The following is a 13573-nucleotide window of genomic DNA, read 5'->3' on the forward strand; positions in this document are numbered from 1 at the left end:
AATGGAAAGCATGAAAGGCAATCGCAGGACAATATTGCTGGTGGACGACGAACCCACCAATTTGCAGATTCTCCGCCATACGCTACAAAGCGACTATCGTCTGCTCTTTGCCAAAGACGGCCTCAAGGCAATGGAGATCGCGTGCGCCGAAACCCCCGACCTGATCCTGATGGACATCATGATGCCGGGCATGTCGGGCTACGAGGCTTGCCGCAAGCTGAAGCGCAATCCCGCCACCGCCCCCATTCCGGTCATCTTCGTCACCGCGCTGTCGGACGCGGCGGACGAGCAAAGCGGCTTCGACCTGGGCGCCGTCGACTACATCACCAAGCCCTTCAGCCCTTTGATCGTAAAGGCCCGGGTCCGCACGCATCTGTCCCTGGTACAGGCCGAAACCCTGCGCCGCACGCGCCTGCAGATCGTTCAATGCCTGGGCATGGCGGCGGAATACAAGGACAATGAGACCGGCATGCACGTGATCCGCATGAGCCATTACGCCAGGACCATCGCCCTTGCCGCGGGCTATAGCGAAGAGGCCGCCGACGACCTGCTGCACGCCGCACCCATGCACGACGTCGGCAAGATCGGCATTCCCGACGCCATTCTGCAAAAGCCGGGCAAGCTGACGCCGGCGGAATGGGAGATCATGAAGGACCACACCGAGATCGGCGGACGAATCATAGGCAGGCACGCAGACGGCCTGCTGGCCATGGCTCGCATCATTGCCTTGAGCCATCACGAAAAATGGGACGGCAGCGGCTATCCCAATGGGCTCGTGGCAGAAGAAATACCCCATGTGGCGCGTATCGTCGCCATCGCCGACGTCTTCGACGCCCTGACCAGCGTGCGCCCTTACAAGCCGGCGTGGACGGTGGAGGACGCCGTCGAACTGATCCAGCGCGAAAGCGGCCGGCACTTCGACCCCGACCTGGTCGACTGCTTCATGGACTGCCTGCCCGAGATCCTGAAGATCAAGGAGCGCTGGATGGACCAGGAAGGCGCGCCCGCCGCCGCGGACGCCTTCGCTAGACGTTGACCAGCTGCTGTGCCGCCAGCCCCTGGACCAAGGCTTCGACGGCGGGATCGGACGACACGCCAGCGCCGTTGGTGTTGGCGTCGATCACCGTCAGGGCAGCCATATTGACGATGCGCCGTACAGTGGAACTGGATGTGAGGATATGCACCGGCGCATTGGCGCCCAGCAGGAAAGGTCCCACGGCCACATTGCTGCCCGCCGCCGTCTTCAACAGGTTGTAGGCGATGTTGCCCGAGTCGACGTTGGGGCAGACCAGCAGGTTGGCGGCGCCCTTCAGACGGGACGACGGCAGGATGCGCAGCCGCAGCGCCTCATCGAGCGCGCAATCGCCATGCATCTCGCCATCGATCTCGAGGTCGGGTGCCCGAGCCAATACCATGTCCAGCGCCTCGCGCATCTTGGAGCCCGACGCGGAACTGCCCGAACCGAAATTGGACCGCGACAGCATGGCTACCTTGGGCACCAGATCCAGCCATTTCATTTGTTCTGCGGCGGCAATGGTGAACTCGGCGATCTGCTCGGCGCTCGGATCGTCGTTGACATGCGTATCGACCAGCGCCACGGTACGTTCGTCGAGCAGCAGGATATTCATGGCCGCATAGGTCTTCGCACCCGGCTTCAGCCCGATGACTTGGTCGACGAAGCGCAGATGCTCGTGGTAGCTGCCCACGGTTCCGCAGATCATGCCGTCGGCATCGCCGAGCTTCACCATCATGGCGCCGATCAGGGTCAGCCGCCTGCGCATTTCGACGCGGGCCATTTCCTTCGTGATGCCGTTGCGGCACATGAGCTCCCAATAGGTGGTCCAGTACTGGTGGAAGCGGACGTCGTTCTCGGGGTTGGTGACTTCGACGTCCTCGCCCAGGCGCAGGCGCAAGCCGTATTTTTCGATGCGGGACATCAGGACTTGCGGGCGCCCGACCAGGATGGGATGCGCGAGTTTTTCATCCACCACCACCTGCACCGCGCGCAGCACGCGCTCGTCCTCGCCCTCGGTGAAGACGATGCGGGTCTTGCCGCCATCGCGCACCTGTTGGCGTGCCATGGAGAACAGCGGCTTCATGAAAGCACCGGAGTGATAGACGAAATGCTCGAGCTGCTCGGCATACGAGGCCAGATCAGGCAGCGGGCGGGTCGCCACGCCGCTTTCCATGGCTGCCTTGGCCACCGCGGGCGCGATGCGCACAATGAGGCGCGGATCGAAGGGCTTGGGAATCAGATACAGCGGCCCGAACGACAAGTCGTAGGTGCCATAGGCCGCCGCAACCACTTCGTTCTGTTCTTCTTCCGCGAGCCCGGCGATGGCATGGACGGCTGCCATTTCCATTTCGCGTGTGATGGTTGTTGCACCGACATCCAGGGCGCCCCGAAATATGTACGGAAAGCACAGCACGTTGTTGACCTGGTTTGGGTAGTCGGAGCGGCCCGTGGCCATGATGACGTCGTCCCGCACGGCGTGCGCATCCTCGGGCAGGATCTCGGGATGGGGATTGGCCAGCGCCAGGATGAGCGGCCGCGCCGCCATGCGCGCGACCATTTCGGGCTTGAGCACGCCGCCGGCCGACAGGCCCAGGAATACGTCGGCTCCGTCGATGATCTCGGCCAGCGTCCTGTGCTTGGTTTTTTGCGCGTAGCGTTCTTTCTTTGGATCCATCAGCTTCTTGCGACCCTGATAGACCACGCCTTCGATGTCGGACACCCAGATGTTTTCCAGCGGCAGGCCCAGATCGACGATGAGATCCAGACAGGCAAGCGCCGCCGCGCCGGCGCCCGACACCACCACCTTGACCTTGCCGATGTCCTTGCCCGCCACTTTCAGGCCATTGATGAACGCGGCAGACACGCAGATGGCCGTGCCGTGCTGATCGTCGTGGAACACCGGGATGTTCATGCGCTCGCGCAGCTTGCTTTCGACATGGAAGCATTCGGGCGACTTGATGTCTTCGAGGTTGATGCCGCCGAAGGTGGGTTCCAGCCCGGCGATGATGTCGACCAGCTTGTCCGGGTCGGTTTCGTTGATCTCGATATCGAAGACGTCGATGCCGGCGAACTTCTTGAACAGCACCGCCTTGCCTTCCATCACGGGCTTGGAGGCCAGCGCGCCGATGTTGCCCAGGCCCAGCACCGCCGTGCCGTTGGTGATGACACCCACCAGATTGCCGCGCGCCGTGTACCGGACGGCGTTCATGGGGTCGCTCACGATTTCCTCGCATGCGGCCGCCACGCCGGGGGTATAGGCCAGCCCCAGGTCCCGTTGCGTCACCAGCGGCTTGCTGGCGTTCACCGCGATTTTTCCGGGGGTGGGGAATTCGTGATAGCGGAGCGCCGCTTCTCGGTCCGTCATGCTCATGTCAGGTCCTCTTTATTCAGGTCGCGCGATTTTCGCGTCTCTTCGTCATGCAAGCCATTCTACGCAGTAAACATAACTGGACCATTCTTAATAAATATGATTCCATAACCATTTGAATATGGAAGAGGAACGATGAAGCGTTTTGACGCCGAGCAGGTCGCCCACAAGCTCGCTTCCCGGCTGCGCATTCGCCATCTGACGCTGCTGCTGCGCATCCATGAATACGGCTCGCTGACCCGCGTGGCCGAAATCATGGCCACCAGCCAGCCGGCCGTCACGAAGGCCTTGCTGGAACTGGAGGACATTTTCGGCGCCCAGCTGTTCGAGCGCTCGGTGCGCGGCATGACCGCCACGCCGCTCGGCCTATTGGCCATTGCCCGCGCCGAAGCCATGATCCATGACCTCGAGCATCTGGCACGCGACATGGAGGCCAGCCTCAGCGGCTATGCCGCCCACCTGCATATCGGCGTCGTGCCCTTCGTTTCCGGCAAACTGCTGTCGGCGGCCATCCAGCGTACATTTCCCGATGGCGGCAAGCGTCTTACGGTGACCATACACGAGGGCGCCAGCGACCAATTGCTGCAGCAATTGCGCGACCATACGCTGGACCTGGTGATCGGGCAGGCTTCCGCCGAAGCCGACACCAAGGAACTCGCCTTCGAGGTGCTGTACAGCCAGCAACCGCGCCTTATTGCCAGCCGCCGCCTCGCCGCGCAGCTGACGCGCCACAAGCTGGACTGGCAGCAGCTCAATGATCTGGACTGGATACTCGGTGCGCCCCAGACTCCCATTCGCGACCAGGTCAGCGCGCTGTTCCTGGGCGCCGGGCTGATTCCCCCGGCGCCCATCGTGGAAAGCTATTCCAGCAAGCTCATCGGCGAAATGATCGTCGACAGCGACTCGGCGGTCTCCATCGTCCCGGCCGACATCGCCGACGAACTGGTGCGCGTGGCTGGCGTTGCCATCGTGCCTTATCGATTTGCCTGGTCTTTGCCCCCTGTCGCGCTGTTCAGCCGGGCCGAAGGCAGGAAGCGGGAGGCGGAAACCATGTTCGCGCGGGCTTTGCACCTGGTCTGCCAGCAGACCGCGCCTTACCCCTTGCCCTGAGACAGCCAGGCGCGCCACGGTACAGTGGAATGATTCCTTGTTGAAATATTTTGTTTCAAAATCGTCGATATGGCTCGGATCTGCCCTCCGACGCAGCGTTGTCCGAAATTGACACAAATTCTCAGAAAAGCCCATCAATTTCGTGTAAATGTTTTGATACATAACGGAAATCGCTGTTGCCGCCCTGCTTCGCCCCTCCTACCATGACGGCTCTTGACCGCAGAAGGAAGATTGTCATGGTGATCGAAGAATTGGTCCGAAGCACGCCTGCAACGGCCGCCAGCCACCCGGGTTGGACTATTGAAGGCATCCTGGAACTCTATGCCCTGCCCTTCATGGATCTGATGCACCAGGCGCAGCGGGTGCACCGCCGGCATCACGATCCGAATCGCATCCAGCTCGCGAGCCTGCTGTCGATCAAGACGGGAAGCTGTCCGGAAGACTGCGCCTACTGTCCGCAATCGTCGCGGCATGACACGGGACTGGAAAGCGAGAACCTGATGCCGATCGAGGAAGTCCTTGCGGCGGCACGCAAGGCCAAGGCCGATGGCGCCCAGCGCTTCTGCATGGGGGCTGCCTGGCGGTCTCCCACCGCCAGGCAGCTCGATTCCGTTGCAAGCCTTGTCGCCGAAGTCAAGGCCCTGGGCCTGGAAACCTGCGTAACGCTGGGCATGCTCAAGCCGGGCCAGGCAGAGCAATTGCACGACGCCGGGCTGGACTACTACAACCACAATCTCGATACCTCGCCCGAGTTCTACGGCAGCATCATCACCACGCGGCAGTACCAGGACAGGCTGGACACGCTCGGCCGTGCTCAAGCGGCCGGCCTGAAGGTATGCTGCGGCGGCATCGTGGGCATGGGCGAATCGCGGCGCGACCGTGCGGGGCTCATCGCCCAGCTGGCCAATCTTTCGCCCTATCCTGAGTCCGTACCCATCAACAATCTCGTGAAAGTGCCGGGCACTCCACTGGACGGCGCGCCGGACATCGATGCTTTCGAATTCGTGCGCACCATCGCAATCGCCCGCATCACCATGCCCCTGGCCGCCGTCAGGCTGTCCGCAGGCAGGGAAACCATGGACGAGGCCTTGCAGGCGCTCTGTTTCCTGGCCGGCGCCAATTCCATTTTCTATGGCGACCAGCTCCTGACCACACCCAACCCTCAAACCGGCCGGGACGCGATGCTGTTCGAGCGCCTGGGCCTGAATACCGGAGCTTGACCGCAGATGTACACCCTGATCCTCAGCATTGCCTCCAGCGTCGCCGTCTCGGTACTGCTCAAGCTCGCGCGCAAGCACGACATACAGGTGGACCAGGCGATTGCCGTCAACTATGTCGTGGCGGCGAGCCTGTGCCTGTTGCTGCTTCGGCCTCAACCCGCGGCTTTCCTGGCGTCCGGCACGTCGTGGTGGGTATTGGCCGCCCTGGGCGTGCTGCTGCCCACCATTTTCCTGGCGATGGCCGGCGCCGTCCGCCATGCGGGCATCGTGCTGAGCGACGCCGCGCAGAGGCTTTCGCTATTCATTCCCTTGATCGCTTCCTTCGTCATCTTTCACGAAACGCTGTCGGGCGGAAAGCTGGGCGGGATCGCCGTCGCGCTGATTGCCCTGGGATGCCTGCTGTATCGGCCGGGCGGCAAAGAGGGCAGCGGTGAGACGGGCAAAACCATTCTCTTCCTGCTCGCCGTCTGGGTCGGATACGGAACGATAGATATCCTCTTCAAGCAAATGGCCAAGAGCGGCGCGGCATTCTCGAGCAGCCTGTTCGCGTCTTTCGTGCTGGCGGGCATCCTGATCTTCGCCTATCTGATTGTCCGGCGCAGTGTCTGGACCAGGCGCAATGTCGCCGCGGGCGTCCTGCTGGGCTTGCTGAACTTCAGCAATATCTATTTCTATATCCGGGCACACCAGGTTTTCCCGGACAATCCCACCCTGGTGTTTTCGGCCATGAACATCGGCGTGATTTCTTTGGGAACCCTGGTGGGTGCCGGCTTCTTCAAGGAAAAACTACGCTGGGTCAACGCGCTTGGCATCGTCCTGGCCATTTCCGCCATCGTGATTCTCATCCCCCGCTGAGGACTCCTCCGGGGGGTCGACAGGCTGGTGCGACACATCGCTCTCGGGATGCACCCGAGGATCGAGGACGGCGACGACATTGGAGCTTTCCAGGCTGTCGCCCATCGGAACGAACTGCGTGGGCGCGTCTTCGCTCAGATTGGCGCCCGTGACACGCTGCGGCCTGACCGACGCAACCAGCACCAGCGCGCAGACCGACACGAACACGAAGTAGGTGCCCGGATGCAGTTCGCGCATCAGGTAGCCGGCGATCAATGGCCCTGCACAGGCACCCAGGCCATAGACCATGTACAGGATGGCGCTGAGCCCGACCCGCCGATCGGGATCCACGTTATCGTTGGCGAACGCCGCGCCCAGGGGGTACAGCGTGAACTGGAGAATGCCGAACGCACAGGAAAACACCAGCAGGGCCCAATAGGGAAAGGTCCACCAGCCCCAAAGCGGAATGGCCAGCGCGGCAAGCACCATGGCGTTGATGCGTATCAGGCCCACCCGCGGCATGCGGTCGGCCAGCCAGCCCAGTGGCCATTGGGCGAACACCCCGGTTGCGACCGATACCGCCAGGAAGACGGCGACCTGGCTGTTGGTCAGCCCCTGCTTGAGCGCATACACCGGCGCAAGGCCGTAGAACGCGCCGATGATCAAGCCGGCAACGAACAACACGGTCAGGGAAATCGGCACGCGCGCGACGTAATACTTGGCATGCAAGGGCGCGGGCATTTGCAGGGCAGGATGCAGGCGGCGCGTCAGTGCCACCGGAACCAGGCATAGTGCCGAACAGACGGCGGCAAAGACGAGCGGCTCGTAATTGAGCTGTGGAAACATCGACAGCGACAACTGCCCCAATACCGTTCCGACACTGGAGAACACCATGTAAAACGCGAACACGCGCCCGCGCTGATGGTTTTCGGTCTGCTCGTTCAGCCAGCTTTCCAGCACCATGAACTGGGTGACCATGGCGATGCCCGCCAGGAAGCGGAAGCCCAGCCAGATCCAAAGATTGTCGAGCAGGACCAGCGCCAGCATGGTGACTGTGACGATGGCGGCGGTGGCCGCATACGCACGGATGTGGCCGACGCGGATGATGACCTTGTGGCCGATGCGCGCGCCGAAAACCAGGCCGAGGTAATAGATCGCGATCAGGCCGCCTACCCATACCTCGGAGACGTTCTGCGCCGTCAGGCGCAGGCCGAGGTAGGTATTGAAGAGCCCCGAACCGACGAGCAACAATAAGGTTGCGAGATAAAGCGAAGAAAAAGCAGCTACCGTCTGAACCATTGAACCTGCGGCATGTTAGGGCTGGGGAAGCAAAAAGGGAGGGCGCTAGCCGATTTGCTTGAGCAGCGTCCCGGCATCGCTGACTTCGAAACCGCCACCTTGCTCTAAATTGAGCTGGGTGACGACGCCGTCTTCGATGAGAGCGGAATAGCGCTTGGAGCGTACGCCCATGCCGCGCGCGGACAGATCCTGATCCAGGCCCATCGCCCGCGTCCAGTTGGCGCTGCCGTCGGCCAGCATGCGCACCCGGCCGTTTACCTGACAATCGCGCCCCCAGGCACCCATGACGAAGGGATCGTTGACGGACACGCACCAGATTTCATCGATGCCCTTGGACATGAGCTGGTCGTAGAGTTCGATATACCCGGGCAGATGCTTGGCGGAGCAAGTGGGCGTGAAGGCGCCCGGCAAGGCGAACAGGGCTATCTTCTTGCCCTTGACCATGTCCGACACCTGGAAATTATTGGGCCCCACCGCGCAAGTGTCGGTCGCCGTTTCGATAAACTCACCCAGGGTGCCGTCAGGTACCCGATCACCAACTTTTATAGACATAGCGTTCTCCGCGAGCGATTCAGAAAAGCATCATCATACGCCGCGATCGAGCGGACCTCCAAGCCGGTGACCGTCTTTGAGGGGTCGGACCCCGCATGGGGTCTCACCCTGTTCACATCTGTGGGGTCAGACCCTTGGGTCTGACCCCCGGCGTAGGAAGAGGACTGGGGTCCGACCCCGTACGGGGTCCGGCCCCGTTTACATCTATGGGGTCAGACCCCATGCGGGGTCTGACCCCCCGACTGCAATTGCGTATATGATTAATGGCATCATTCCAACGTTTCAACTCAAGATACACCTGCCATGAGCTTTTCTTCCAATGCCGGACCGGTACTCAGTCATGTCGACGAATCGGGGCAAGTCCGGATGGTCGACGTCAGCGGAAAGGCGTCGACGCAGCGCAGCGCCGTCGCCGAAGGCCGCGTACGCATGAGCGCGGCTGCGTACAAGCTGCTGTCCTCCCAGGAAAACGCCAAGGGCGAAGTCCTGAACACCGCGAGAATCGCCGGCGTGCTGGCGTCCAAGCGCTGCGCCGAACTGATTCCACTGTGCCACAGCCTGCCGCTCAGCTTCGTGGGCATTGAATTCTTTCCCGACGACGCCGCGTCGGCGATCACCGTGCGCGCCACCTGCCGCACCGACTACAAGACCGGCGTCGAAATGGAAGCCATGACGGCGTGCAGCGTGGCCGCCCTGACCATCTACGATATGTGCAAGGCCGCCGACAAAGGTATCGTGCTTGAAGAGATCAGGCTGCGCTACAAGTCCGGCGGCAAAAGTGGAGAATGGCGCAATGATTAAAGTCCTGTATTTTGCGCAAGTGGCCGAATTGACCAAGACCCGGCAGGAAGACTGGCAGCTCGATGCGCCCGTCAGCGGCGCCCAATGGCTGAAGTCCCTGATCGAACGCTATCCCGACCTCGCGCCCGGCTCCCGTCTCAAGCTGGCCATCAACCAGGAGCATGCGCCGCTGGACGCACTGATCCACCCCGGCGACGAGGTGGCCGTCTTCGAGCCCGTGACCGGAGGCTGACCCATGGTCATCGTTCAAGAGGCCGATTTCGATGCGGCCGCCCTCCAGCATCAGCTCCGGCAGCGCACGGCCACCAAGGCCGGCGCCATCGTGACGTTCACGGGCTACGTGCGCGACTATGCCACCGATGCCGCCACCCGCAGCCTTTTTCTTGAACACTATCCGGGCATGTGCGAGCGTGAAATCGAGTCGCTGTGCGACGACGCCAGATCACGCTGGGATATCGAAGACTGCCTGGTCGTGCATCGTGTCGGCGAACTGGCGAACGCCGAGCAGATCGTCTTCGTGGCTGTTGCCGGCGCTCACCGCGGAGAGGCCTTCCGGGCCTGCGAATATCTCATCGATGCCCTGAAAACCCGTGCGCCCTTCTGGAAACGCGAAACCCTGGCCGACGGGAAGAAATTCTGGGTGGAACAGCGCCAGTCCGATCACGAAAAGACCGAGCAGTGGAATTCACTCTCATCATCAGAAGAGCCAGGCAATCCATGAGCAAAGCCGATCCCAGCAAGCCCCCTGTTTCCCTGAAATGCGCCGTCCTGACCATCTCGGGCACACGCGACGCCAACAGTGATACCTCCGGCGACTACCTGTCGCAGAGCCTGACCGAAGCGGGACATGCCTGCGTACGGCGCGATCTCTGCAATGGCAATCTTTACCAGATCCGGAAAATCATCAGCGACTGGATCGCCGATGACGGCATCCAGGTGATATTGACCAACGGCGGCACCGGCTTTTCCCACAGCAAGTCCACGGCGGCGGCGGTCATGCCGCTGCTCGACCAGGTCATTACCGGCTTCGGCGAGCTTTTCCGCCATCTTTCCTTCCTCGACATCGGCAGCTCCACGCTTCAATCCGACGCCTTCGCGGGAGCCGCCAACAATACGCTGGTCTTCTGCATGCCGGGCTCGACCGGCGCCTGCAAGACCGCGTGGGAAGGCATCATCCGCGAACAGCTGGACAGCACCCATCGACCCTGTAATTTCGGTACCCACTACCATGCTTGAGTTCGACGTCGCACAATCCCGCCTGGCCACCGCGGGCAGCCCGCCCAGCATCGCAGAGGCCTGCCCGCTCGCCGAGGCCCGTGGCCGCATCCTGGCCCAGACCATCTTCGCCACCAGCGATCTGCCGCCCGCCGACAACAGCGCGATGGACGGCTACGCCATCCGCTACGCCGATTACGCCGCGGGCAAGCGCCTGCCTGTTCAGCAGCGTTGCTTTGCCGGCGAGGCTCCGCAGCCGCTGCAAGCCGGCAAAGCCATCCGTCTTTTCACCGGCAGCCTCATTCCCGAGGGAGCCGACACGGTTGTCATGCAAGAGGACGGCAATGAAAACGACGATGGCTTCGAGATCCAGCGCCCCCCGGTGCAGGGCGCTCACGTGCGGCGACGAGGGGAAGATGTGCTCAAGGGCAATCAACTGCTCGCAAAGGGATGCCTTATCGGCCCAGGCGAGATCGCGTTGCTGGCCTCGCAGGGCTATGCCGAAATCAGCGTGTACTCGCGCCTGAAAATAGGCATACTCACCACCGGCGACGAACTGCTGAATCCCGGCCAACCCCGAAGCGACGAACAGATCTACAACTCCAACGGCCCCATGCTCACCGCAATGGCCGAAGCAATGGGGGCAACCGTCGTACATTGCCTGCACGCCGTGGACACCTCGGAATCGCTACGCGAAGCCTTCGCTATCCTGCTCGCGGATTGCGATCTGGTCGTTACGGTGGGGGGCGTCTCGGTCGGCGAAAAAGACCTGGTCAAGCCTACGATAGAAGAGCTGGGCGGCACCCTCGATCTCTGGCGAGTCTGCATGAAACCCGGCAAGCCGGTCGCACTGGCGCAGATCCGCGGCAAGCCCGTGGTGTGCCTGCCCGGAAATCCCGTCTCGGCCTTCGTCGTGTTCGGCCTGCTGGTCACTCCCTTGCTGCGCACCATGCAGGGCCGCACCCAAGTCATTCCGGATGTCCAGTACGGCTGCCTGGCCATCGACCGGCGCCTCAAGGAAAACCGCGACGAATTCCTGAGGGTGCGGGCCGACTATTCATCCAGAGGGGTGACTCTCTCTCCCTATCCTCAGCAAGGGTCCGGCATCATCAGCTCGCTGCCCTGGGCCGGCGCACTGGCGCGCATTCCGGCGAACATGGAAGTCCATGACGGCGATACCGTTGCCTTCTATGATTTGCGTCACTGGCTGCGATAGCGGTGGATGGGGTCAGACCCCGTACGGGGTCTGACCCCGGGCCATACTGACGAAGGGTCAGACCCTGTTTTGGGTCTGACCCAGAGCCATACTGATGAAGGGTCAGACCCGATTCCGGGTCTGACCCCGGCGCTGAGGAAGGGGGTCAGACCCCATTCGGGGTCTGACCCCTCAAATCCAGCGGCGTATTGATATTCCTGAACGCGTCCTCGCCATCCTCGAAGCAGACGCGCAATGCTCCGTTCCGTTCCAGCCACGACATTACCCTTCTCTCGCCCGCCTCAAGAAAGGCGCGCAAGTCCGTCTGCAAATCCGTGCGAAGCAGCATGCACAAGGGATGGTCCCGTCCGGCATCCCCTTGGCGTGTCGACGCGAAGGCCACGCGCGCGTGGCCTCCCTGGCGCAGCGCGGCGGCCAATCTGATGAACAGATCCCGGGGAGGATGGGGAACGTCGACGGGCAGGACGGCCAGCCAGGGAGTCTGCACACGCGTCAGCGCACTGGCGATCCCGGCCAGCGGGCCTTGTGCTTCGCCCAGATCCGGGTCGTCGCCGAACACGTCGCCATATTGGGCGTAGAGGCCCAGATAGCGGTTCGCGCTGATGAGCAGGCGCGCGGTTTGCGGAGCCAGGAAGCGCCGCGCATGCTGCACCAACGGCTCTCCGTCCAGAAGCATCAAACCCTTGTCCCACCCCTGCCAGTCGGCGCGGCATTGCGGCGGCATGAGCGAGTCGGCTGCACTGCCGAACTGCTCACCCGCCGCCTGCATCCGGCGGGCCTGTCCTCCCGCCAGAATCAGGCCGGTGACGGATGTCGGCGCGGCAGGGCCGGTTTCGGTCGATACAGGCCGATCCGTCATCCGCCGATGTAGCTCATTTCGATCTTGCCGAGCCTGGCGGCCTCTTCGCCGCGCAGTTCGGAATAGCGATCGCCGCGCACGGACCAGATGCCCGCCATGACGGCGGCAAGCTGGTCGTCGCTGCCGCCCCGCCGGATCAATTCACGCAGGTCGTGGCCCTGGTTGGCAAAAAGACAGAGGAACAGACGGCCTTCGGGGGACAGGCGCCCCCGCGTACAGTCGCCGCAGAACGGCTGGGAAACACTGGTGATTAGGCCGATTTCACCGCCTCCGTCGGTATAGCGCCAACGAGCGGCGACTTCGCCCCGGTAGTTCGCGCGCGCAGGCTCCAGGGAAAACTCCTGGCGCAAGCGGTCCAGGATCTGGGTGCCCGTCAGCACCTCGTCCATGTTCCAGCCGTTGGTGTTGCCGACGTCCATGAATTCGATGAAGCGCAGCACGTGCCCGGAATGCCGAAAATGGCGCGCCATGGGAAGTATCTGGTCGTCGTTCAGGCCTTTGCGCACCACCATGTTGACTTTGACCGGCGCCAGGCCGACACGTCCGGCCTCGTCGATGCCCCGCAAGACCGTCGCCACGTTCACGCCGCTGTCGCTCATGCTTGCGAACTTGCTCTCGTCCAGCGCATCGAGACTGACCGTTACCCTGCGCAGGCCGGCGTCCTTCAAGGCGCGCGCTTTTTTTTGCAGCAGCGTGCCGTTGGTGGTCAGCGTCAGCTCGATGGGGTCGCCTTCGGGTGTCCGCAAGGACGACAGCATTTCGACGAGGGCCTCGATGTTCCTGCGCAACAAGGGCTCGCCCCCCGTGAGCCGGACCTTCTGCACCCCCAGTCGCGCGGCCACCGCCGCGACCCTGGTGATTTCCTCGAAGCTGAGCAGCTCGGAATGGCGCATGAATGTATAGTCGGCGCCGAACACTTCGCGGGGCATGCAGTACGTGCAGCGGAAGTTGCAGCGGTCCGTGACGGAAATGCGCAGATCGCGCAGCGGCCGGCGGCGCGCGTCCAGCAGCGGGCCGCCGTGCCAGCCGGCCTTCGCAGCCTCCGCACCGGAGTCCAAGCTGTGAAAAATGACTTTGCTCATAC

At 62.6% G+C, this 13573-nt stretch carries 14 protein-coding genes; 9 read left to right on the plus strand and 5 right to left on the minus strand.

Going from position 1 to position 13573, the window contains the following annotated elements:
- Position 1 precedes the first annotated feature (1 nt).
- Positions 2-1036, plus strand: coding sequence for an HD domain-containing phosphohydrolase (locus ACSBPU_RS17675; RefSeq protein WP_442593138.1), 1035 nt, complete (start codon positions 2-4; stop codon positions 1034-1036).
- Here the strand turns inward: ACSBPU_RS17675 and ACSBPU_RS17680 are convergent.
- Positions 1026-3386 (minus strand): NADP-dependent malic enzyme, encoded by a 2361-nt coding sequence (locus ACSBPU_RS17680; protein ID WP_442593139.1) that lies wholly within the window; start codon positions 3384-3386, stop codon positions 1026-1028. The genes ACSBPU_RS17675 and ACSBPU_RS17680 overlap by 11 nt on opposite strands.
- A 132-nt stretch (positions 3387-3518) precedes the next feature.
- On the opposite strand from ACSBPU_RS17680, the gene ACSBPU_RS17685 reads away from it, so the two are divergent.
- From ACSBPU_RS17685 to ACSBPU_RS17695, 3 genes are all read left to right on the plus strand, one after another.
- Positions 3519-4493, plus strand: coding sequence for a LysR substrate-binding domain-containing protein (locus ACSBPU_RS17685; RefSeq protein WP_442593140.1), 975 nt, complete (start codon positions 3519-3521; stop codon positions 4491-4493).
- A gap of 236 nt (positions 4494-4729) precedes the next feature.
- On the plus strand, positions 4730-5713 hold the full coding sequence (gene bioB, locus ACSBPU_RS17690; protein ID WP_442593141.1) for a biotin synthase BioB: 984 nt from the start codon (positions 4730-4732) through the stop codon (positions 5711-5713).
- Positions 5714-5719: 6 nt separating this feature from the next.
- Positions 5720-6568, plus strand: coding sequence for an EamA/RhaT family transporter (locus ACSBPU_RS17695; RefSeq protein ID WP_442593142.1), 849 nt, complete (start codon positions 5720-5722; stop codon positions 6566-6568).
- Here the strand turns inward: ACSBPU_RS17695 and ACSBPU_RS17700 are convergent.
- Together ACSBPU_RS17700 and ACSBPU_RS17705 are read right to left on the minus strand one after the other, a co-directional pair.
- Positions 6500-7846, minus strand: a complete 1347-nt coding sequence (locus tag ACSBPU_RS17700; RefSeq protein WP_180066633.1) for an MFS transporter — start codon at positions 7844-7846, stop codon at positions 6500-6502. The genes ACSBPU_RS17695 and ACSBPU_RS17700 overlap by 69 nt on opposite strands.
- Before the next feature lie 45 nt (positions 7847-7891).
- Positions 7892-8398 (minus strand): peroxiredoxin, encoded by a 507-nt coding sequence (locus ACSBPU_RS17705; protein WP_442593143.1) that lies wholly within the window; start codon positions 8396-8398, stop codon positions 7892-7894.
- 303 nt (positions 8399-8701) lie between these two features.
- Here ACSBPU_RS17705 and moaC point away from each other — a divergent pair, with 303 nt between their 5' ends.
- From moaC to ACSBPU_RS17730, 5 genes are read left to right on the plus strand one after another with little or no spacing between them, the layout of a single operon-like run.
- Positions 8702-9199 (plus strand): cyclic pyranopterin monophosphate synthase MoaC, encoded by a 498-nt coding sequence (moaC, locus tag ACSBPU_RS17710; protein ID WP_442593144.1) that lies wholly within the window; start codon positions 8702-8704, stop codon positions 9197-9199.
- A complete protein-coding gene (locus ACSBPU_RS17715; RefSeq protein ID WP_442593145.1) occupies positions 9192-9431 on the plus strand; it encodes a MoaD/ThiS family protein in 240 nt (79 codons plus the stop codon). The genes moaC and ACSBPU_RS17715 overlap by 8 nt, the downstream gene beginning before the upstream one ends.
- Positions 9432-9434: 3 nt before the next feature.
- Positions 9435-9920: a molybdenum cofactor biosynthesis protein MoaE gene (locus tag ACSBPU_RS17720; RefSeq protein WP_442593146.1), complete on the plus strand. Its 486-nt coding sequence runs from the start codon at positions 9435-9437 to the stop codon at positions 9918-9920.
- Complete coding sequence (gene moaB, locus ACSBPU_RS17725; RefSeq protein WP_442593147.1) at positions 9917-10435, plus strand: molybdenum cofactor biosynthesis protein B; 519 nt, start codon at positions 9917-9919, stop codon at positions 10433-10435. The genes ACSBPU_RS17720 and moaB overlap by 4 nt, the downstream gene beginning before the upstream one ends.
- Positions 10428-11630 (plus strand): molybdopterin molybdotransferase MoeA, encoded by a 1203-nt coding sequence (locus ACSBPU_RS17730; protein WP_442593148.1) that lies wholly within the window; start codon positions 10428-10430, stop codon positions 11628-11630. Before moaB ends, ACSBPU_RS17730 begins: the two co-directional genes overlap by 8 nt.
- A gap of 145 nt (positions 11631-11775) precedes the next feature.
- Here the strand turns inward: ACSBPU_RS17730 and mobA are convergent, their stop codons facing one another.
- Together mobA and moaA are read right to left on the minus strand one after the other, a co-directional pair.
- Complete coding sequence (gene mobA, locus ACSBPU_RS17735) at positions 11776-12489, minus strand: molybdenum cofactor guanylyltransferase MobA (RefSeq protein WP_442593149.1); 714 nt, start codon at positions 12487-12489, stop codon at positions 11776-11778.
- Positions 12486-13571: a GTP 3',8-cyclase MoaA gene (gene moaA, locus ACSBPU_RS17740; RefSeq protein ID WP_442593150.1), complete on the minus strand. Its 1086-nt coding sequence runs from the start codon at positions 13569-13571 to the stop codon at positions 12486-12488. Before moaA ends, mobA begins: the two co-directional genes overlap by 4 nt.
- Positions 13572-13573: the final 2 nt, after the last annotated feature.

The sequence above is a fragment of the Parapusillimonas sp. JC17 genome, assembly GCF_052180245.1.
GTDB lineage: Bacteria > Pseudomonadota > Gammaproteobacteria > Burkholderiales > Burkholderiaceae_B > Parapusillimonas.

Excerpts from the sequence above, each read along its gene's own strand:
- ACSBPU_RS17675 (WP_442593138.1), top strand. The coding sequence starts at position 2 with ATGGAAAGCATGAAAGGCAATCGCAGGACAATATTGCTGGTGGACGAC.
- ACSBPU_RS17680 (WP_442593139.1), bottom strand. The coding sequence starts at position 3,386 with ATGAGCATGACGGACCGAGAAGCGGCGCTCCGCTATCACGAATTCCCC.
- ACSBPU_RS17685 (WP_442593140.1), top strand. The coding sequence starts at position 3,519 with ATGAAGCGTTTTGACGCCGAGCAGGTCGCCCACAAGCTCGCTTCCCGG.
- bioB (WP_442593141.1), top strand. The coding sequence starts at position 4,730 with ATGGTGATCGAAGAATTGGTCCGAAGCACGCCTGCAACGGCCGCCAGC.
- ACSBPU_RS17695 (WP_442593142.1), top strand. The coding sequence starts at position 5,720 with ATGTACACCCTGATCCTCAGCATTGCCTCCAGCGTCGCCGTCTCGGTA.
- ACSBPU_RS17700 (WP_180066633.1), bottom strand. The coding sequence starts at position 7,846 with ATGGTTCAGACGGTAGCTGCTTTTTCTTCGCTTTATCTCGCAACCTTA.
- ACSBPU_RS17705 (WP_442593143.1), bottom strand. The coding sequence starts at position 8,398 with ATGTCTATAAAAGTTGGTGATCGGGTACCTGACGGCACCCTGGGTGAG.
- moaC (WP_442593144.1), top strand. The coding sequence starts at position 8,702 with ATGAGCTTTTCTTCCAATGCCGGACCGGTACTCAGTCATGTCGACGAA.
- ACSBPU_RS17715 (WP_442593145.1), top strand. The coding sequence starts at position 9,192 with ATGATTAAAGTCCTGTATTTTGCGCAAGTGGCCGAATTGACCAAGACC.
- ACSBPU_RS17720 (WP_442593146.1), top strand. The coding sequence starts at position 9,435 with ATGGTCATCGTTCAAGAGGCCGATTTCGATGCGGCCGCCCTCCAGCAT.
- moaB (WP_442593147.1), top strand. The coding sequence starts at position 9,917 with ATGAGCAAAGCCGATCCCAGCAAGCCCCCTGTTTCCCTGAAATGCGCC.
- ACSBPU_RS17730 (WP_442593148.1), top strand. The coding sequence starts at position 10,428 with ATGCTTGAGTTCGACGTCGCACAATCCCGCCTGGCCACCGCGGGCAGC.
- mobA (WP_442593149.1), bottom strand. The coding sequence starts at position 12,489 with ATGACGGATCGGCCTGTATCGACCGAAACCGGCCCTGCCGCGCCGACA.
- moaA (WP_442593150.1), bottom strand. The coding sequence starts at position 13,571 with ATGAGCAAAGTCATTTTTCACAGCTTGGACTCCGGTGCGGAGGCTGCG.